Source organism: Marivita sp. S0852 (assembly GCF_046591575.1).
In the GTDB taxonomy this organism is placed as follows: domain Bacteria; phylum Pseudomonadota; class Alphaproteobacteria; order Rhodobacterales; family Rhodobacteraceae; genus Marivita.
Genome location: NZ_JBIQWA010000007.1, coordinates 88,149 through 108,329 on the forward strand (window position 1 = coordinate 88,149; position 20,181 = coordinate 108,329).

At 57.7% G+C, this 20,181-nt stretch carries 21 protein-coding genes; 10 read left to right on the top strand and 11 right to left on the bottom strand.

The window, feature by feature from the left end; genetic code table 11:
* Nucleotides 1-132: 132 nt before the first annotated feature.
* Complete coding sequence (locus tag ACG74X_RS15535) at nt 133-615, top strand: RNA pyrophosphohydrolase (protein WP_411236017.1); 483 nt, start codon at nt 133-135, stop codon at nt 613-615.
* Between the two features lie 65 nt (nt 616-680).
* On the top strand, nt 681-1,097 hold the full coding sequence (locus ACG74X_RS15540) for a hypothetical protein (protein WP_411236018.1): 417 nt from the start codon (nt 681-683) through the stop codon (nt 1,095-1,097).
* 25 nt (nt 1,098-1,122) lie between these two features.
* Here the strand turns inward: ACG74X_RS15540 and ACG74X_RS15545 are convergent, their stop codons facing one another.
* From ACG74X_RS15545 to dapE, 4 genes are all read right to left on the bottom strand, one after another.
* A complete protein-coding gene (locus ACG74X_RS15545; protein ID WP_411236019.1) occupies nt 1,123-2,466 on the bottom strand; it encodes a lytic murein transglycosylase in 1,344 nt (447 codons plus the stop codon).
* A 131-nt stretch (nt 2,467-2,597) separates the two neighbouring features.
* Nucleotides 2,598-4,886 carry a ribonuclease R gene (gene rnr / locus ACG74X_RS15550; protein ID WP_411236020.1) on the bottom strand — a complete coding sequence of 763 codons (2,289 nt, stop codon included), beginning with the start codon at nt 4,884-4,886 and terminating at the stop codon, nt 2,598-2,600.
* Nucleotides 4,887-4,910: 24 nt separating this feature from the next.
* Entirely contained in the window at nt 4,911-5,339 is a 429-nt protein-coding gene (locus tag ACG74X_RS15555) for a GNAT family N-acetyltransferase (protein WP_411236021.1), read from the bottom strand.
* Entirely contained in the window at nt 5,336-6,484 is a 1,149-nt protein-coding gene (gene dapE, locus ACG74X_RS15560; protein ID WP_411236092.1) for a succinyl-diaminopimelate desuccinylase, read from the bottom strand. Before dapE ends, ACG74X_RS15555 begins: the two co-directional genes overlap by 4 nt.
* 228 nt (nt 6,485-6,712) lie before the next feature.
* On the opposite strand from dapE, the gene ACG74X_RS15565 reads away from it, so the two are divergent.
* Entirely contained in the window at nt 6,713-8,329 is a 1,617-nt protein-coding gene (locus ACG74X_RS15565) for a Hint domain-containing protein (protein ID WP_411236022.1), read from the top strand.
* Nucleotides 8,326-9,405, top strand: coding sequence for a Hint domain-containing protein (locus ACG74X_RS15570; RefSeq protein ID WP_411236023.1), 1,080 nt, complete (start codon nt 8,326-8,328; stop codon nt 9,403-9,405). Before ACG74X_RS15565 ends, ACG74X_RS15570 begins: the two co-directional genes overlap by 4 nt.
* On the opposite strand, the gene ACG74X_RS15575 is transcribed toward ACG74X_RS15570, so the two are convergent.
* Nucleotides 9,402-9,749 (bottom strand): hypothetical protein, encoded by a 348-nt coding sequence (locus tag ACG74X_RS15575; protein ID WP_411236024.1) that lies wholly within the window; start codon nt 9,747-9,749, stop codon nt 9,402-9,404. The two genes, ACG74X_RS15570 and ACG74X_RS15575, sit on opposite strands and share 4 nt — an antisense overlap.
* A gap of 63 nt (nt 9,750-9,812) precedes the next feature.
* A complete protein-coding gene (dapD, locus tag ACG74X_RS15580) occupies nt 9,813-10,640 on the bottom strand; it encodes a 2,3,4,5-tetrahydropyridine-2,6-dicarboxylate N-succinyltransferase (protein ID WP_411236025.1) in 828 nt (275 codons plus the stop codon).
* Between the two features lie 152 nt (nt 10,641-10,792).
* On the opposite strand from dapD, the gene ACG74X_RS15585 reads away from it, so the two are divergent.
* The 3 genes from ACG74X_RS15585 to ACG74X_RS15595 all read left to right on the top strand — a co-directional run bounded on the left by ACG74X_RS15585 (nt 10,793) and on the right by ACG74X_RS15595 (nt 13,324).
* Entirely contained in the window at nt 10,793-11,635 is an 843-nt protein-coding gene (locus tag ACG74X_RS15585; protein ID WP_411236026.1) for an LOG family protein, read from the top strand.
* A 150-nt stretch (nt 11,636-11,785) separates the two neighbouring features.
* On the top strand, nt 11,786-12,808 hold the full coding sequence (locus ACG74X_RS15590; RefSeq protein WP_411236027.1) for an aspartate-semialdehyde dehydrogenase: 1,023 nt from the start codon (nt 11,786-11,788) through the stop codon (nt 12,806-12,808).
* A gap of 189 nt (nt 12,809-12,997) precedes the next feature.
* A complete protein-coding gene (locus tag ACG74X_RS15595) occupies nt 12,998-13,324 on the top strand; it encodes a hypothetical protein (RefSeq protein ID WP_411236028.1) in 327 nt (108 codons plus the stop codon).
* On the opposite strand, the gene ACG74X_RS15600 is transcribed toward ACG74X_RS15595, so the two are convergent.
* Nucleotides 13,325-13,975 carry a carbonic anhydrase gene (locus tag ACG74X_RS15600; protein WP_411236030.1) on the bottom strand — a complete coding sequence of 217 codons (651 nt, stop codon included), beginning with the start codon at nt 13,973-13,975 and terminating at the stop codon, nt 13,325-13,327.
* Between the two features lie 146 nt (nt 13,976-14,121).
* On the opposite strand from ACG74X_RS15600, the gene ACG74X_RS15605 reads away from it, so the two are divergent.
* From ACG74X_RS15605 to ACG74X_RS15615, 3 genes are read left to right on the top strand one after another with little or no spacing between them, the layout of a single operon-like run.
* Nucleotides 14,122-14,505 (top strand): hypothetical protein, encoded by a 384-nt coding sequence (locus ACG74X_RS15605; RefSeq protein ID WP_411236031.1) that lies wholly within the window; start codon nt 14,122-14,124, stop codon nt 14,503-14,505.
* Nucleotides 14,506-14,565: 60 nt separating this feature from the next.
* Complete coding sequence (locus ACG74X_RS15610) at nt 14,566-15,951, top strand: leucyl aminopeptidase family protein (protein ID WP_411236033.1); 1,386 nt, start codon at nt 14,566-14,568, stop codon at nt 15,949-15,951.
* Nucleotides 15,948-16,811, top strand: a complete 864-nt coding sequence (locus ACG74X_RS15615; protein ID WP_411236034.1) for an NlpC/P60 family protein — start codon at nt 15,948-15,950, stop codon at nt 16,809-16,811. Before ACG74X_RS15610 ends, ACG74X_RS15615 begins: the two co-directional genes overlap by 4 nt.
* A gap of 11 nt (nt 16,812-16,822) precedes the next feature.
* On the opposite strand, the gene ACG74X_RS15620 is transcribed toward ACG74X_RS15615, so the two are convergent.
* From ACG74X_RS15620 to ACG74X_RS15635, 4 genes are read right to left on the bottom strand one after another with little or no spacing between them, the layout of a single operon-like run.
* Nucleotides 16,823-17,743, bottom strand: a complete 921-nt coding sequence (locus ACG74X_RS15620; protein WP_411236035.1) for an ornithine cyclodeaminase family protein — start codon at nt 17,741-17,743, stop codon at nt 16,823-16,825.
* Complete coding sequence (locus tag ACG74X_RS15625) at nt 17,733-18,191, bottom strand: YaiI/YqxD family protein (protein ID WP_411236036.1); 459 nt, start codon at nt 18,189-18,191, stop codon at nt 17,733-17,735. The genes ACG74X_RS15620 and ACG74X_RS15625 overlap by 11 nt, the downstream gene beginning before the upstream one ends.
* On the bottom strand, nt 18,188-19,018 hold the full coding sequence (gene fghA, locus ACG74X_RS15630; RefSeq protein ID WP_411236037.1) for an S-formylglutathione hydrolase: 831 nt from the start codon (nt 19,016-19,018) through the stop codon (nt 18,188-18,190). Before fghA ends, ACG74X_RS15625 begins: the two co-directional genes overlap by 4 nt.
* Nucleotides 19,019-19,027: 9 nt before the next feature.
* Nucleotides 19,028-19,954 carry an AEC family transporter gene (locus ACG74X_RS15635; protein WP_411236039.1) on the bottom strand — a complete coding sequence of 309 codons (927 nt, stop codon included), beginning with the start codon at nt 19,952-19,954 and terminating at the stop codon, nt 19,028-19,030.
* Nucleotides 19,955-20,181: the final 227 nt, after the last annotated feature.

Consider the following 20,181-nt stretch of genomic DNA (forward strand, 5'->3'; position numbering starts at 1 on the left):
TCGTCAGACAGGATGCTCTTTGCATTTGAAATCGTGATCGCTTGGTGTATCGAACAAAGCTGTGGGCAATGACCGGACCGGGTTTTGCCACCGACTTTGATCGTCGCGAAAGAGACAATGGAAAGCCCAGAAATGACCCCAGCCGACATCGCGAAACTGCCCTACCGTCCCTGTGTTGGGGTCATGCTGGCAAATCGCGATGGGCGCGTTTTTGTGGGTCAGCGCATAGATTATCCCGGCCCGGCCTGGCAGATGCCCCAAGGCGGTGTCGACAAAGGCGAAGCCCCGCGCGACGCAGCGTTGCGCGAATTGTGGGAGGAAACCGGCGTTACCTCGAATCTCGTAAAGATCGAAGCAGAGTCCAAAGACTGGATTCCCTATGATCTGCCGCTGGAACTGGTCGCCAAGCTTTGGAAAGGGCGCTATCGCGGGCAAGAGCAGAAATGGTTCCTCATGCGGTTTCTGGGCAGCGATGATCAGGTGAATATCGCCACAGAGCACCAGGAATTCAGCCGCTGGAAATGGATGGACCCAGACCAGCTAAGCAATCATATCGTGCCGTTCAAACGCCATGTCTACGACCGGGTGCTCGCAACGTTCAAAGATCATCTGTGACGCGTTGGGCGGTCATATGTGCATTGGCGCTATCGCTGGCGCAGCCCGTTTGGGCGCTCAGTTGCATGCCAAACGACATCGCCCGCGATTTCAACCGTGCGGCCGCCTCAGAAGATGCCTATATCATCGTCAAGGGAGATGTGGTCTTTGACGAAACCGCGTTGCCGAAACGGGATTTCACCGATCAGTCCCGAACGCGCCCGCAAACCGACATCCCGGCGTGGTTTGATGGGTATTCCCTGACCCAAGAAGGGTTCACCCGCCGGTTCCAGCGTGACATCGTCCTGCGGGTCACCTGCACCGGGCCATGGTGCGGAGGCGCGTCGAAGGGCGCGTATCTTGCGTTCCTGAAACGCGAAAACGACAGCTTTGTCATGATGGCCATGCCCTGTGGCGGTATGTCTTATAAAAACCCGACGCCCGAACACGAAAGCCGGGTTCTAAGCTGCTTTCGCGGTGAGGGGTGCGATCAGGACCGATAGCACAATTGCAGGGATTGCACCCACATCACCGCAGTTTTTGCAGAATTCGCAATGAGGCGTAGCCATCCGGCCTGTCACCGACCGAACGTTGGAACCGGCGCACGGCGTTGATCGTCAGTGGCCCGATTTTGCCGTCGATCTTTTTGGTGTCAAACCCCTTTGCCGTCAGCAGACGCTGCATCTCTTTGCGTTCCTTGAAACTCAAAGCCCGATCCTCGCGCGGCCAGTCTGTTTGAATGGGACCACCGCCGGTGATCCGGTCGCTCAGATGGCCAACGCCAATCACATAGGCATCCGCCGTGTTGTAGGTTTCGATCACATCGAAGTTTTTAAAGATCAAAAACGCAGCACCGTTCGCACCGGCAGGCAACAGCACCGAGGCTTGTCCATAGTCGTTGACGGCTGTCCCATCCAAACCGACGACACCCAGCTTGGCCCAGTCAGATGGCATTTTCTTGATCTCGCGGCTGGCCAGCAAATAATCAAAACCGTCGGGAATACGAACCTCAACGCCCCAGGGCGCGCCTTTCACCCAGCCGTTCTTGGCCAGGTAATTTGCCGTTGAGGCCAGCGCGTCGGAAGGGTCGTCTGACCAGATATCGCGTTTTCCATCCCCGGTGAAATCAACCGCAAGGCGCTGATAAGACGACGGAATAAACTGCGTATGCCCCATCGCCCCGGCCCAGCTTCCGGTCAAGTTGTTTGGCGTGACATCGCCGCTTTGCAGAATGCGCAGCGCATCCATCAATTCGGCCTCAAAAAACGCCCCGCGCCGTCCGTCATAGGCAAGTGTTGCCAATGACCCGATCACCGGGCTGGACCCGCGGAATGTGCCATAGGCCGATTCCAGCCCCCAGATTGCGACAATCACATCCTTGTCGACACCGAATTTTGCCTCGATCCGATCAAGCACCGCTGCGTTTTTTCTAAGCGCGTCTTTCCCATTCTGAATCCGCGCGGGCGACGCGGCACTGTCCAGATAATCCCAGATTGTCTTGGTGAACTCTGACTGGTTGCGGTCACGTCGAATGACATCCGCATCATAGCGCGCACCATTCAATGCGCGGTCAAACACGTCGCCCGCAATCCCCTGACGCAACGCCCGTGTCCTGAAGCCACGAATCCAGTCGTCGAACCCCGCTTGCACGCTCGCCGGTACAAGATCTGCTGGCGCGGCGGGCATCAACGGGCGTAACGCCGGACGCAAAGATTTCTGAGGTGCGATCAATGACACCAGCGATAGCGAACCTTGCGCGATATCAGACTGTATATCTGCACGCACAACCGGGCGGGGCGAATCTTTGACAGCGTCCGCTGATGCCCAACTGCCCAGAACGATCAATCCCGATGCGATGACGCGAATACCCATGATTTTACACCCTGCTGCTCGTGTTCGTTTTCCGAACTTGCGCAATTCTACCGCGAATTCGCTGATTTGCGAAGCACGCAAAAAGCGGCCAAGCGATCCATCGCCACTCTGCCGCGCGCTTTATGCACAGCCTAGCCGTTTCGCCGCCGACGCGTGACCTTGCGTTTGGTCTTTGCGTCTTTCTTCTTGGCTCTCGCCGCTTTACGCTTTGGTCCACCTTTGCCCTTGGGCCGACTGCGCCGCCCCATTCGGCCTTTGCCAGAGCCGCTGGGCAGTTCGGAGTCTTCAAGTGTCAGAAGCTCAAGACCAATCCCACCCGTCACAGCCGCCGCATCCGTCAGCTTGACAGTCACCCGCTGGCCCAGCGTGATCATCGTGCCGGTGTCGGCCCCCATAAGTGTCGCGGCATCCGCATCAAAATGGAAATATTCGTTGCCCAAAGACCGGATCGGGATCAGCCCGTCGGCACCGGTTTCGTCCAGCTTCACGAACACCCCAAACCGCGCAATGCCACTGATCCGGCCACTGAATTCGGCCCCGATGCGGTCTGACAAAAAGGACGCCAGATAGCGATCCGTGGTGTCGCGTTCGGCCATCATGGAACGACGCTCGGTGTCGCTGATATGTTCTGCCGTGCTTTTGATCCGGTCGATATCCTGCACAGACAGACCATCATCGCCCCATCCATGCGCCGTGATCAAAGCGCGGTGCACAATCAGGTCTGCATACCGCCGGATGGGCGATGTGAAATGTGCATAGCTTTGCAGGGCCAAGCCGAAATGGCCGAAATTTGCCGGGTTGTAATAAGCCTGCGTCATCGACCGCAACGTCGCCAGATTGATCAGCTCGGCCTCTTCGGAGCCTGCGGCGTCGTCCAGCAGCTTGTTGAGATGGGCAGTTTTCAGAACCTGTCCCTTGGCCAAGGTGAATCCCGCCGCATCTGCGGTTTCGCGCAGCGCGTTCAGTTTTTCGACCGGTGGTTCTTCATGCACCCGAAACAGCAGCGGCGTGCGCTTCGCAATCAATGTCTCGGCAGCCGCGACATTGGCCAGCACCATGAATTCCTCGATCAGCCGATGCGCGTCCAGACGCTCGGCAAAATCGACCGACTGCACTGTGCCGTCTTCGGCCAACACAATCTTGCGTTCCGGCAGATCAAGGTTCAGCGGCTGACGCGCGTTCCTGGCCTTTACCAAAGCTGCGTACGCCGCATAAAGGGGCCGGATCACGTCCGACACCAGTGGCGCGACCTTGTCATTCGGATCGCCGTCCATGGCCGCCTGAACCTCTTGATAGTTCAGCGATGCAGGCGATTTCATCAGCCCGCGCACAAAGCGGTGACCGATCATTTTGCCCTTGGCATCAATCTGCATTCGCACGGCAATACAGGCACGCGGCACGCCTTCGTGCAAAGAACACAGATCACCCGACAACCGATCCGGCAGCATCGGCACCACGCGGTCCGGGAAATAGCTGGAATTGCCCCGCTTTCGCGCCTCGGCATCCAAAGCAGAGCCCGGCGTCACATATTGCGCCACATCCGCAATCGCGACCCAGATCACATGCCCGCCGTCGTTCTTTGGGTCATCATCGGCATGGGCATAACAGGCGTCATCGTGATCCCGTGCATCCGCCGGGTCGATGGTGATCAGCGGGAGGTCTCGCAAATCCTCGCGCCCGTTCAGGCCAACCGGTTTCATCGCGTCTGCCTCGGCGATGACATCGTCCGGGAACGTGTCGGGAATTCCATGCTGGTGAATCGCGATCAACGACACCGCGCGCGGGGCAGAGGGGTCGCCCAGCCGCTGCGTGATCCGGGCGCGGGGCAGGCCCATGCGCCCTGCGGGTCCGGCCTGTTCTGCCTCCACCAGCTCTCCGTCCTTGGCACCGCCGGTTGCATCGGCGGCAACCATCCATTCCTTGTCGGAGCCTTTATCGATGGGCTGGATGCGCCCCCCGTCAGATCCCGCCCTGAAAATCCCGACCACGCGATGCGGGTTCGTTCCGATCCGGCGGATCAGCCGTGCTTCGTAATTGTGATCCTCCTCATGCACCACCTGCAACCGCGCCAGAATGCGGTCGCCTTCCCCCAAAGCCGGGTCTGAGGCGCGCGGCACGATCAGGACAATCGGTTCAACCCCTTCGCCGTGCCATTCCAATGGCTTGGCAAACAGATCCCCGTCAATCGTCGGTTCCTTCACCTGCAGCACGCTGACAGGCGGCAGGCGGTCCGGATCGCGATAGGTTTTCTTCCGCTTTTCCAGATGTCCCTCATGCTCCAGCTCTTTCAGCAGGCGCTTGAGGTCAATCCGCGCGGCACCTTTGATGCCAAAGGCCTTTGCAATATCGCGTTTCGCGGTCAGGGTCGGGTTCGCGGCAATCCAGTCAAGGATATCGCTTTTCTTGGGCAGTTTGCTCATGTCCTTGGCCTATCACGCAGGCTCTCAGGTGTCGAAGCGCAATTCCATCATGCGATGATCAATTCCCGCGTCATCAAACACTTCGCCATAAGCGGAAAAACCAAGCCGTTCATAAAACCCAAGCGCATCCAGTTGTGCGCCAAGGGCGGCACGGGTGATGCCCTGCGTATTGCGCAAAACGTCCAAAGCCTTGCGGATCAGCGCCGCACCCAAACCTGTGCCGCGCGCCTCTTTCAACACGCAAACCCGGCCGATTTTCCCGGTGCCGTCTTTCAGAACAATCCGCGCAGTGCCCATCGGCACGCCATCCACACGCGCCAACAGATGCACCGCCGTCGCGTCAAGGCTGTCCCGCTCAAGATCGAAGGGCACGTTCTGTTCGGACACAAACACAGTGTAGCGCAGCGCAAGGCATTCGGTCAGGTCAGTGGTCTGCGAAATCTCAACGCTCATGTTGCGAAATAATCCTTCAGGACACGCGCATAGATGCGTTTCAACTCTCCAATCTGCGCCACCTCGACCCGTTCATCAACCGCATGCATGGTTTTGCCAACCAGTCCAAACTCAACCACGGGGCAATGGTCTTTCACAAACCGCGCATCCGATGTGCCGCCAGTGGTCGACAATTCGGGGGTCACCCCGGTTTCGCGTTCGACCGCCCTGGCGACCAGATCCGACAACGGACCCGGCGGTGTGATGAAACTCTCGCCAGAGATGGTGATCTCTACCTTTGTGCTGGTGCCAAACGCGGCATCCACCGCAGCCGCCTCGTGTCGCAACCAATCGGACAAGCCAGCACCGGTATGTGTGTCATTGAACCGGATATTGATGCAGGCCCGTGTTTCGGCCGGGATCACATTTGTTGCCGGATTGCCGGTATCAATCGTCAACACGGCCAATGTGGACGGATCGAAATGTGCCGTCCCTTGATCCAATTCATGTGACGATACCCGATCCATCAGACGTGCCATTGCCGGCATCGGGTTCAACGCGCGGTGCGGATAGGCGGAATGGCCCTGTTTTCCGGTTACAGTGACCCATGCCGTCATTGATCCGCGCCGCCCGATTTTCATCATTTCTCCCATGTGGTTGGGGCTGGTGGGTTCTCCGACAAGACACACGGACATCTGCTCGCCCTTGGCGTGCATCCAATCCAAAAGCGCCACCGTCCCGTCAACCGCATCGGCCTCCTCATCCCCGGTGATGGCCAGGATCACAGCCCCGTCAGGCGGGGTCGTGCGCACAAAATCAACAGCTGCGGCTGCAAAGGCTGCGACGGCCGATTTCATGTCCGTCGCCCCACGTCCGTATAGGAAACCGTCTTTGATCTCGGCTCCGAACGGATCAAACGTCCAATCATCCGGATTGCCCAAGGGCACCACATCCGTGTGCCCATTAAACCCGAACGTCTTTGCATGTCCTTTTTCGCCCCAACGCGCAAAAAGGTTAGAAATGCCGCCGCGATCCACGCGCGTGCATTCGAACCCGGCACTCTCCAGAAGCGATCTCAACACATCCAGCGCACCGCCGTCTGCTGGTGTGATGGACGGACAGCGCACAAGTTCGGCGGTCAGTGTAACAGGGTCGGTTTCGTACATGATCAATGCCTTGCAGTAGAGTTTTGCATGGCTAACGCCCAAAGACGAAAGAGGCAAATGTGACGAAAAGGCCGCATTTTGGGGGGCCGCGGAACAGGCCCATGTCGTGCTAGGCATGACATCTGTGACACCTTCGTGTTACGGCTTGATGAATAATAAACGTCTTGAGGCAGACGGGTTCATATTTTGTGTGTTGCGACACGGTGAAAACACCGGTGGCGGCTTTGGTTGGCAAGTATCGGGCCGTTTGCCTTGGCACTCAGCGAGGCAGGCATGGCGACAGGCGCAGAGCTTACGTACACAACGAACGCCAGTCCTTTGGCGATGGCGCAGACGATTTTCGGCACCGGCACGACCGTCATCAGCGCAAGCTACACGGGCGATAGCCGGTCCTCGGCGATCTATAGCAATGGTGACGCTCTGGCTCCGAACACCACCCCAAGCGACACCGGCGTGATATTGTCCACCGGACGGGCAGACAGATTCACACAGTCATCCGGCGATCCGAACCGCAGCGATTCAACCACTTCATTCAGCTTCGGCCCCAACAACAACATCGATTTCAACACGGCTGCGGGCAACCGCACCTTTGACGCGTCCTTTTTGGATATCGTTTTCGTCCCGGACGAAGATCTGATGACAATTCGATTTGTTTTCGCCACCGAGGAATTCCCCGATTTCACCAATTCCCAGTTTCAGGATTTTGTTGGCGTCTGGATCAATGAAACCCAGGTCGATATTCAGGCCGGCAATGGTGATGTGGACCCGGCCAACCTGAACACCACGCAAAATGCGAACCTGTTTCTTGACAACTCGAACGATGATTACAACACGGAAATGAACGGGTTCACCGTCACGCTGACAATGACCATGCAGGTCATTCCAGACCAGAACAATACCATCCGGATCGGTATCGCCGATGTGGCCGATAGCAACTACGATTCAAATCTGTTGATTGCGGCGGATTCGATTCAGACGGATCTTGTCGCGCAGTCAGATGCGATCAGCATGTTTACCAACAAGACCAAGACGCTTGATGTCTTGGGGAATGATGAAAACTACACCGGCGGCACGCTGACCATCACACATATCAACGGCATCCCGGTTATCGCGGGTGATAGTGTGACGCTGACAACTGGCCAGACGGTCACGCTGAATGCAGATGGCACGTTTTCGGTCACGTCGGATAGCGATTTTGAAAGCGTCAATTTCACATACGAAGTCGAAAGCACCAATGGCGAAGTCGATGTCGGTTTTGTCACAATTGATACCGTCCCCTGTTTTGTCGCTGGAACGCGCATCAGAACTGAAACTGGCTGGACGCGGGTCGAAGACCTGACACAGGGCGATCTGGTCTGGACCTTGGATCATGGATATCAGCCCTTGCGCTGGATTGGTCAGCGCACTGTCGCGGCTGTTGCCTCTTTCGCGCCGGTGCATGTTGCGGCGGGCACATTCGGCGACCACGCCAATCTGATGCTGTCGCCACAACACCGCATTCTGGTGCGTGATCCGCTGGCGGATCTTGTGTTTGGCACGCCAGAGGTTCTGGTCGCGGCAAAACATCTGGTCGACGGGCGCAAGATCACATCTGTCGAAGGCGGTAGCGTCACCTATGTGCATTTGCTGTTTGATCAGCACGAGATCGTCATGGCCAACGGCCTTGCGACCGAAAGCTTCCTTCCCGGACCGCAAACCGCGGATGCGTTTGAAAACGATGTCGCTGCCGAAATCGCGCAGCTTTTCCCGGATCTCGATCTTGCCACAGGCAAAGGCTACGGCGATTCCGCGCGCCAGATCCTGAAAAAACACGAAGCCCAAATGCTGTTCGGGGCCGCCGCATGACCTGGTTTGCACTGTTGGATTGCGGCACCCGCACGCCTTGGGTGCGCGACGATGTCGAGGCGTTGTTAATCAGCCGACCCAAAGCCTGCGTTCCACGCGGGTCAATCGTTTTGGAAACCCGCCTGTCGCCGGACGCACGCCCGCAAACCTTGCTGTCATATCACCGCGATACCCGCGCCACAGCCAGCTATTCATTGATGTCGACGCCCCACGGCAGCGTTGTTCTTGTCATCGCGCTGGGTGAGTTTGTCGTTCATGAAGTGTTGGACCGTGGCCGCGAAGCTCGCACAGACACGCTTCAGGTGACAATAAGTTGGGATGTCACCCAAGGCTTTGGGCGCTTTGTGGTTGCGCGTCCGGAAACCGAACATGTGCTGATCAGGCATTTCGCAATGACACAAGCCCCCATGCTGGAAGACCTGCTGGCGCTGTCCAGACCTCAGGGGCTGACCGAGGTTGACCCGGATGTGATCTTTGTCGCGCTTTCAACCGACATTGAACCGGTCGGTCCCATGCCGACCCTCGCTCCGTCCGTGCCTTTGGAAACCGCGCAGGGCACAAGGCTGGCAACCGTGGTAAAGCCTGGCGATGTTGTGCGTGCGGCGGACGGAAAACTGGTGCCGGTATTGCACGTCATCCGCCGCGACGTGCCAAGCCTTGGGTCGTTCCGACCGGTTAGGTTGCGCGCCCCGTATTTCGGATTGACGCAAGATATTGTGGTGTCTCGGCATCAGCGGCTTTTGGTCAGCGGTCCCGAAGTCGAATACCTGTTCGGTCGAGAAGAAATCCTGATCCCGGCCTCGATCCTGGTCAATGGATATGCAGGCCATTTCGAACCTGCACCGCGATTTGTCACCTATCATCAGGTGCTTTTGCCACATCACGACGCCGTCCGCATTCCAGACGCCGCGCTCGAATCGCTGTATATCGGGCGGATGCGCCGGGATAAGCCGCTGCTGGACGCCTCTGTTCTCAGTGGACAGTCACGCTCACAGCTTCCCGAACACCACCGCGCCGGGTATCAGGTTCTGCGCGCCTTCGAAGCGATATCATTGGCCGAAGCCCGCGCAGCCTAGTCTGTCTTGTCGCCAAAATAGGGCGTCACCTGGGCGACGACGACGGCATTGTCGTCCATGGCTTTTTGCATCAGTTCGATCTCGTCATCGTCGATCTCATGCCCCAGTGCCTTGCGATCCTCTAATGTGCCGTATCCGGTCACATCCAAAGGGGCCATATCCGCCTGCTTCAGGATCGCCACCGTCTCGCGCACGGCCTCCGCCTCGTCCACGCCCGACGCATAACACATCAACCCCGCGCCAGTTGCCCCCTTGGGCAACCCGTCACCGGTTTTCCGCCCAACCTCGACAACAAGAGTGAACACATGTTGCGGCTTTTTCGCTTTGCGGGGTGCTTCAGTCATAACAGACCCTGTTCTTGTATCCTCAGCCCCTGAAAAGACACGCGGCGCGGAGTTTTGCGCTGGTCAGTCCCGCAGCAATTCGTTGATGCCGGTCTTGGATCGTGTCCGTTCGTCCACGCGCTTTACGATCACGGCGCAATACAGGTTGATGTTGTTCTTCGACGGCATCGACCCGGCCACGACCACCGAATAGGGCGGCACTTCGCCATACATGACCTCACCGGTTTCGCGATCGACGATCTTGGTCGACTGTCCGATGAACACACCCATGCCCAGAACCGAGCCTTCGCGCACGATGCAACCTTCGACGACTTCGGATCGCGCCCCGATAAAGCAGTTGTCCTCGATGATGGTCGGTCCGGCCTGCATCGGCTCCAGGACGCCGCCAATTCCAACGCCGCCGGACAGGTGAACATTCTTGCCGATCTGCGCACAGGACCCCACGGTTGCCCAGGTGTCGACCATGGTGCCTTCATCCACATAGGCCCCAAGGTTCACAAATGACGGCATCAACACAACGCCCGGTGCGATATAGGCTGACTTGCGGACCACGCAGTTCGGAACAGCCCGGAATCCGGCTGATTTCCACTGGTTGTCGCCCCAGCCTTTGAATTTGCTGTCGACCTTGTCCCACCAGCCGCCGCCTTGCGGGCCATTGTCATGCTGCTCCATGTCCTTGATCCGGAAGCCCAAAAGCACCGCCTTCTTGGCCCATTGATTGACATGCCAACTGCCATCGTTTTGCTTTTCGGCAACGCGCAGGGACCCGCTGTCCAACGCGTTCAGCGTATCCTCGATCGCCTCGCGTGTTTCGCCGCCTGTGGAGGGCGTGATGGTGTCCCGCGCATCCCACGCGGCTTCGATGGCAGTTTCAAGCTGAGCGTTCGACATGAGGCAATCCCGAGCAAAGAAGAAAGAATAAGGTTGCTGTCCTATAGAACCCGGACGGGCGGTTAGCAATGCGGGGGTTTGCGCAGCACTCTCTGGTCACTTGCCATGTGACGCGATAGGTCTGCTAAAAGATCAACAAGGAACCGCTTTACATGAACGATCAGCGCAGCAGCCCTTTCCGCGATGCCGGACGCGACCGCAGCAAAGCCAGAAAAGTTCCCGATACACCGCAGACACTTTCCCCGGCCTATCGTCTGGCCTTTGCTGACGACGAGTTTCTGTGCCGCGAAGAACTGCGCCCGGTGCGGCTCCAGCTTGAGCTGCTCAAGCCGCAAATGGAAATGGATGCACATCAGATCGAAAGCACGGTTGTTCTGTTCGGTGGCGCACGCATCCCGCGCCCGTCCGAAGCCGAACACGCACGCACCGAAACGCTGGGCAAGCTGTCGCATTTCTATGACGAGGCCCGAAAATTCGCCGCCCTGATGACACAAAAATCAATGGACGCGGAGGGACGGGAATTTGTCATTGTCACTGGCGGCGGCCCTGGCGTGATGGAGGCAGGCAACCGCGGTGCTATGGATGTCGGTGGACAGTCCATCGGATTGGGCATTGTGTTGCCCCACGAACAGGCCCCGAACGCATATGTCACGCCTGAATTATGCTTCAACTTTCACTATTTTGCCATTCGCAAGATGCACTTTCTTCTGCGCGCACGGGCGATCTGTATTTTTCCCGGCGGCTTTGGCACATTGGATGAATTGTTCGAATCCCTGACCCTGATCCAAACAGGCCGCATGGACCGCGTGCCGTTCCTTTTGTTCGGGCGGGCGTTCTGGGAAACCATCATCAATTGGGAGGCGCTCAAGGACGCGGGCACCATCAGCCCCGAAGATCTTGATCTGTTCCGCTTTGTCGAAACCGCATATGAAGCGGCTGACATCATCGACAATTGGGACCCCGCTCCGCCCAGAGACGGCATACCCGGGCGCTGATCCATTCGGTGGGATTTGCATATTTGCCAAAAGAAGATGCGCAATGCAGCGATCGGGGGTCCAGCCTCTTTCGCAAATGCAGCAATGCCTGTAAGAGCCACGCCAGTCCTGTCGTTCACGACATCGGCAGGCAGATGAAAGGAGAGTCCCATGGGCTACAGAGTCGTTGTTGCCGGTGCCACTGGAAATGTGGGCCGTGAAATGCTGAATATCCTGGCCGAGCGTCAGTTCCCCGTTGACGAAATCGCGGTACTTGCATCGCGCAGGTCGCTTGGGACAGAGGTCAGCTTTGGCGACATGACGCTGAAAACGCAGGATCTGGATACGTTCGATTTCGAAGGCTGGGATTTTGCGCTGTTTGCCATTGGCTCTGACGCGACCAAGAAATACGCGCCTGTCGCGGCCAAAGCGGGCTGTGTGGTGATCGATAATTCGTCGCTCTATCGCTACGACCCTGACGTGCCGCTGATCGTGCCGGAATGTAACGCCGATGCGATCCACCAGGTGTCAAAGAAGAACATTATCGCCAACCCGAACTGTTCAACCGCGCAGATGGTCGTCGCGCTCAAGCCACTGCACGACCGCGCCCGCATCAAGCGCGTTGTGGTCAGCACATACCAGTCGGTGTCCGGCTCTGGCAAAGACGCGATTGATGAACTGTGGGACCAGACCAAGGCGGTCTACAATCCTACGGCGGATTATGAACGCAAGGTCTATCCCAAGGACATTGCCTTTAACGTGATCCCGCATATCGACGTGTTCCTCGAAGACGGCTCTACCAAAGAAGAGTGGAAGATGGTCGCGGAGACGAAAAAGATCATCGATCCGGCGATCAAGGTCACGGCCACTTGTGTTCGTGTTCCGGTGTTCGTGGGCCATTCGGAGGCGATCAATATCGAATTCGAGGATCACCTCGACGAGGACGAGGCCCGCGACATCCTGCGCGAAAGCCCCGGTATCATGGTGATCGACAAGCGCGAAGACGGTGGCTACGTCACGCCCAAGGAATGCGTCGGCGATTTCGCGACATTCATCAGCCGCATCCGTCAGGATTCGACTATCGACAACGGCCTGAACCTCTGGTGCGTTTCGGACAACCTGCGCAAGGGTGCAGCCCTGAATGCGGTGCAGATTGCCGAAGTTCTGGGCCGCGAGGTTCTGAAAAAAGGCTGAATGGGCTACCCTTAAGTTAGACATCCCCCGCGTCCCATGCGGGGGATGTTCCGGTATCGGATCTTCACGAAATCCAACAACCTGTTGCGTAAACTTCACACCCGGCACCACCGCACCATGCTGCCCCAATTCTGCCGCAATTCACTCGCAGGCTGATTGCATCGTTGAGTGTTTGGTACAGGTGACAAAATGACAGCGCAGCCCGGCCCTTTCGTGCCAGATCAATCGGCCAGCATGCCTCCGCCTCTTGATAGCGAAACGGTCATGCTGTTGCGCACAATCCTGCTTCCGCATTTTGAACACGCCACCAGCTGGGGTGACCTGTGCACTCGGCTGGGTGCGAAAGGATATGAAATCACCTTCCGGTCCGGACATCTGGTTCTGGCGGACGAACATGGCAAACCCATCTGCACAGGTGCCATGATCGGATCGCCTTTGGCACGATTGGCCGACAGGCTGGGGCGGCCGAAATTGCGCAGCGATTGTACCGGCGCAACCGCGACACTGAAAAACTGATCAGACGGCCTGAAAGGTCCGCGATGCGGGCTCGAAAAATTCCAGACCGCCTTCTCCGATGTCGGTCCATAGGCCGTGCAATGTCAGGCTGTTGTCCTCGACGGCACTGGCTACAAAGGGGAACGTCATCAGGTTTTCCAACGAAACAATGACCGATTCCTTTTCAAGCGCGCGAACGTGATCCTCAGCGGTATTCGACGCGGTCACGCGATCATAGCCGGGACGCAGAATATCCATCCAGCGGCCCACAAAGCTTGACGTTTCCTCCAGGTGCGGCGCGTTGCCAGAGCACATGTCGTAACATCCCTGAACGCCCCCGCAATTCGAATGCCCCAGCACCACGATATGTGCCACCTTCAACGCGGTTACAGCGTATTCCACAGCGGCGGATGTGCCATGGTGGTCACCATCGGGTTCATATGGCGGAACCAGATTTGCGATGTTGCGGTGAATAAAGAATTCACCTTGATCGGCTCCGAAAATCGACGTCACATGAACACGGCTGTCGCAGCATGAAATCACCATCGCACGCGGGCGCTGGCCTTCGGTGGCAAGGCGTTTGTACCACGCCCGATTGTCGGAATAGGTCGTCGCCTTCCATCCATGATAGCGCTGGATGAGATAAGAAGGCAGTGGCTTCGCGGCGTTCATGAAATCCTCCGCCCGGTCATACATCATTCAACGCGGGATACGTCGAAATTGAAAGGAATTCGAGAGAAAAACCGTCGCGGGAGTTACCGGATCGAAAGAGATGGCTGCGATAGATACCCCAAGGTAGGGGTGAGAAAGGATAAACGATGGTGGACCAGATTTCGGTTCTGCATCCGCGAGACACCGCGCACTTTGATGAGGACACCCTTGATACGCTGAGTCGGGATCTTGGGCCGAACGTGGCAGAAAATATTCTGTGTCGCGCGCTTGAGGATATGGCACAACGGCTTGCCCAAATTCGCGACCATTATACTGATGCGAATACACCGGCATTGCGAAAAACCGTGCGGTCTCTTGTGCCGATTGCCGAGCAGATTGGCCTGGCGGGGATCGCGGCAATCTCCGAAGACGTCTTGATTTGTATTGACCGGGACGAAGGTGTCGCGCTGGCTGCAACCTTGTGTCGTCTGCTCCGCACCGGAGAGATTGCCATTGCCTGTGCCGATTTGGGTCTGGATCTGTCTTTGTAATTCCGCTTGCAGCGCGCGGTCATCGGCGTACCCTTTGCGCAAGCGGAAAAGGGGATATCAATGACCGTTGCACTTGCGCCTGCAGGCACCAAAGCTGTGCCTTTACATGTTCTTGGCACTGATGAGGTGGCGCTGTGGGCCGGACAGCAAAGCGACAAGATCCGCACCTGGGTGGAGGCCAGCGGCTTCAAGGGGGCCATTGGCTCTGCTCTGGTCATCCCGAATGAAAAGGGTCAACCCGAAGCAGCTCTGATCGGATATGGAAGCGGCGCAAAACGCAAACGCGGGCGATTCGCGCTTGCGGCTGCGATGCCCAGATTGGCGAAAGCCACCTACGAAATCGTCAGCGGCATAGAAGACGATCAGCTGGAACAAGAGGTTCTCGGCTGGCTTCTGGCCGGGTACAGCTTTGAAAGGTATCGCGAAACCAAAACGCATCGGCCGACGCTGGTGGCCCCCAATGGGGTCGATGCAAACCGGGTCGCAATCCTGGCCGAAGCTGAATTTTTGACCCGCGACCTGATCAACACACCAGCCTCTGACATGGGGCCGGACGAACTTGAGGCCGCGGCGCGCGCGCTTTGCGCCCAGCACGATGCCAAGATCACTGTGGTCACAGGTGATGATCTGCTAAAACAGAACCACCCGATGATTCACACCGTGGGCCGTGCCTCTGATCGCGCGCCGCGCCTGATTGACATGTCTTGGGGAACCAATGGGCCAATCCTGACACTGGTCGGAAAGGGCGTCTGTTTTGACACTGGTGGGTTGAACCTCAAACCGGGTGGGTCGATGGGTTTGATGAAAAAAGACATGGGCGGGGCCGCCAATGTTCTTGGACTTGCGCATATGATCATGGCGTCCGATTTGCAGCTGCAATTGCGCGTGCTGATTCCCGCCGTCGAAAACAGCGTCAGCGGCAACAGTTTCCGCCCGCAAGACATTCTGACCTCTCGCAAGGGTCTGACCGTTGAAATCAACAACACCGATGCCGAAGGCCGACTTGTGCTGGCCGATGCTTTAACGCTCGCCGCCGAAGGTGATCCGGATCTGATTGTGTCGATGGCCACATTGACCGGGGCCGCGCGTGTCGCGGTGGGCCCGGATATTGCGCCTTATTTCACTGATGATGACGTGATTGCGACATCGCTTGACCTTTCGGCGCGTCGCATGGCCGACCCGGTCTGGCGGTTGCCCTTTCACGACCCGTACGAGACGATGATAGAACCCGGTATTGCGGATCTCGACAATGCGCCAAAAGGTGGGTTTGCCGGGGCAATTACCGCGGCGCTGTTCCTGCGCCGGTTTGTCGACGACGACGATAATTATGTCCATTTCGATATCTACGGCTGGCAGCCAACCGCTGCTCCGGGCCGACCCAAAGGCGGCGCGCTGCAAGGCGCGCGCGCGGTGTTCGATGCATTGCCGGATCTGCTTGACCTATGACAGATCGGCGTGCGCTTTGGTCAAATGGCACAATTGCCCATTCCAGCCTGCAAGGGCAGGTCGCGGCTGACCGCTTTACCGATGGCGTGGATCACCGCGTCATAGCAGCTCCGTTCACCGCAGTGCGGTCCGCCCCGGACGGTGAGCGAGAGAGAGAAGTGTTATGGGGCCAAGTTTTCTGCGTTTTGGCGCGCGAACACGGTTTTGCTTTCGGGTTCACGCGCGCGGATGGGTATGCCGGATATATTAATGCCGAAACACTGGCACCTGTTGAGCAGCCAACAACCCACCGCATCAGTGCGCGCCAGACCATGGCGCTTGGCCGTCCGCACTTCAAAGACACGAAAACCGTACAGATACCGCTTTCTCTGGGCTCTCATGTCAGCGTGTTAAGCACGGAAAACGGGTGGGCCCGCATCATAGGCGCGCCGCAGGATTTATTCGTGCCGGAGATGCATCTATCCCCCTGTGACACCCCCGCCACAGATCCCGTCGCGGTTGCCGAAACGCTCCTCGGGACACCCTATGTCTGGGGCGGCAATTCCGCTTTCGGAATCGATTGCTCGGGCCTTGTTCAGATTGCGTGCCACGCGGCTGACATCCCATGCCCCGGGGATAGCGATCAGCAAGCTCATTCTTTGGGGCAAACCATGCCACCCGGCACCCCGCCACAACGCGGGGATCTTCTGTTTTGGGACGGGCATGTGGGCTGGGTCAAGGATGCCGACACGCTTTTGCATGCCAATGCACATCATATGGCGGTGGCATATGAACCTTTGAAAGAGGCCATTTCACGGATTGAGGCGCAGGGTGACGGCCCCGTCACCCGTCATGCTCGTCTGGCGGCAAATTTCGACTGATCCCGCCGCGCCTAACCGTCCCGCCCGCGCCAGCGATCAAGGATGTATCGGCTGACCATAAGATCCAGATGGGCACCGCCCCCGTTTTTGAACAGGGTGATATCATCGTCTGACTGACGCTTGAACCGCTCCGGCCGATAGTAATCGGCGATAATATCCGTCTCAAAGAAAACGCCGCGCGCTATCGGATCTTTTAGTTCCCCGATATGTCCAACGGTTGTGTCCAGACTGTCCACAAAAACCCGCGACCGCGTCAATGCGGTATCATCCGCCTCCCGCATATCGGGTCGATAGGCCCCGATCAGATCAACATGCGTGCCGGGTTTTAACCACGCACCACGAAGAACCGGGTCCGTTGACATCGTCGCGCAGGACACGATATCTGCCTCAGCCACAGCGGATGGCAGGTCGTTGACAGCCGTGACATGCTCAAAAGCAGAGGCCAGATCCTGTGCTTTTGACATGGTTCTGTTCCAGATCAAAAACCGTGCATTCGGAAAGCCCGCTGAATAGGCGTCGATCAAAGACTGGGCCACTGCGCCCGCGCCAACAATCAAAATGACCCGGCTATCCCCCCGCGCAAGGCACCGCGCGGCAAGTAAGCTATCACCTGCTGTTTTCCACTTTGTCACCAAGTGGAAATCCACAATCGCCTCAAGCGTACCGTCCAAATCTGAATAAAGCGTGACGCCGCCATTGACTGCGGGGCGGCCCGTCTTGGCATTGTTTGGAAAGATCGTGGCCGACTTTACCGCCAGACCCAGCCCGTCAATCCACGCGGCGCGGTTCAGCAATGTGTCATCGCCGCGATACAGGAAACTGTCAGTGATCTTGGCTTTTGGCAAATCATGCCCCGCCTGGATGGCCTGTGTCAGCCCGATCCAGTCAAGTTGCGCTTCACCTTCGGCAAATGGAATGATCTCAACCGCCATCTTGCATTGCCCCGCGCATGTCCCGCTCCAACGCATCCAGAAAGCGTGAACGATCTGCCCTGGAAAACGCTTTGCCCCCGCCTTGCCGAAACGGGTCCGCCGCGCGCAGATCGGTCATCAAATCCCGCGTTGCCAGAGCCTGTCCCACATTGCGCGCATCCAGCCGCTCTCCGTTCGGTTTCAGCACCCGTGCCCCGTTTTCGACGCAGCGCGCGGCCAGGGGAATGTCTGCGGTCACAACAACATCCCCCAGCCCGGCCCGATCCGCGATCCACATATCGGCCACATTCGGTCCGTCCGGCACGACAACCACCTCAACCAATGGGTTCTGCGACAGGCGCAATCCGCCATTCGACACCAGGTACATCTGCACTTTGTGCCGTGTGGCGACCCGTTCGGCCTCTTGCTTGACCGGACAGGCATCGGCATCAATGAAAAGTCGCGTCACAGCCCCAACGCGTCGGCGTGAAAGGCCAGATGATCGGGAATAAAGGTCGAGACAAAGAAATACGAATGATCGTATCCTTTCTGCATCCGGAACACCCCATCCTGTCGCCGGGCCGCCATGGCCTCGGCCAACGCTTCGGGTTTCAGCAGGTCCAGAAACTGATCCGATCCGCCCTGATCCACCAAGACCGGTCCGTCAAACCCGACTTCGCGCATCTGCAACGTCGTGTCATGGAGGGTCCATTTCGACTGATCCTCACCCAGATAGGCCGACAATTGCTTGCGTCCCCAGTCACTTGCGCTGGGATGCGCGATTGGCGCAAAGGCAGACACGGACGCAAACCGCCCCGGATGCGCCATGGCAAGCGTCAATGCGCCATGGCCTCCCATGGAATGACCGGTGATCGCCTGTCGATCCAGATCAACCGCGAACTCCGCCCCGATCAGCGCGGGCAATTCGGCAGAGATGTAGTCCCACATCTTGTAATGCGGTGCCCAGGGCGTTTGCGTCGCGTTCACATAGAACCCGGCCCCCTTGCCCAGATCATATGCCTCATCATCTGCAACGTCCTCGCCGCGCGGTGACGTGTCGGGAAACACCAAAGCGACGCCCAGATCTGCCGCAACCCCCTGCGCCGCTGCCTTGGTCATGGCGTTTTCGTGGGTGCAGGTCAGGCCCGACAAATACCACAGCACGGGCACCTTGCTGGCCCGTGCCTGGGGCGGCAGATACAGACCAAAAGTCATGTCACATGCGCATGCGTCCGACCGATGCGTGTAAACCCCTTGCACCCCATCAAAACAGACGTTTTCAGATACCGTTTCCATAAGCCCCTCTCAGACCAAAACTCGAGAAATCACAAACGACACCGTCACAATGCTCAGCGCCGTCGAAATCAGGATCGCCGCCGACACCCGTTGCGGTGCGACGTTATAGTGTTTCGCCAATATGAACACGTTTCCAGCGACAGGCAAAGACGCCGCGGCGACGGCAACACCGGCATTGTATGGATCGGCCGGGAATAGAAAGTACACCCCAAACGCAACCATCAAAGGATGAATGACCAGTTTGCAAAAACTCAGCCAGCCGGCGATGGTGACGCGTTCTGCCGATTTACTGGCCAGCGAGGCCCCTATCGCAAAAAGCGCCCCCGGCGTTGCAGCGGCCCCCAGAATGGCCAAAAACTGGTTCACCGGTTCCGGAATGCTCACTCCTGTGGCGGACACAGAAAACCCCAGCACAATTGAGACGATCATCGGATTCTTGATCACCCCCAGACCCACGGTCTTGAAGATGCCGAACGACAAAGAGCCTTCGCGAGATCCGACGACAAGGATCACAATCAAGGAGGAAAAGACCACCAAATCAATCGCAAGGATCAGAATGATCGACCCAACGGCGGCTTCTCCCATCAGCAGGGCCAGCATGGGAATACCCAGAAAGCCGGTATTGCCGATTGCCGCGACCTGTCCTTCGAACCCTGCACGCGCCACATCCATACCGCGTAGAAACGCGATTGCCATGGCCAGCCCATAGACAAAAGCCGTGCCCCACAGATACCCCGCAGCAATCCGCCAATCAAAAATTTCACGCAACGACAGGTTCGCTGCAAAGCGAAAGATCATCGCAGACAGGGCAAAGTAAAAGACAAATTTGGTAAGATAGGCTGTGGCCTCTTCCGTAAAGAAACCGGTTTTTCCCGCCCCGAACCCGATGGCGATAATGGCAAAAAACGGAACAGTTTGAAGGAAAATTTCCAGCATAATGCCCGTGTTACCATGCAGGAACGCGGGGTCAATTCGCTTGGGGTGTTGGGGCTGTTTAATCAAACTCGCCCCAAGCTCTGCACGTGCTCAAAACAAGGTTTAGGGCAAACGGCAAAAGCGTCGCAACGACGCATGAAGGATCAGCGGCACACGTCTGGGTCACGCAGAATGTTGCGTGCGATAGCTGGGAAACCCCATAGAAGAATCGCACGCCTCATGCTACA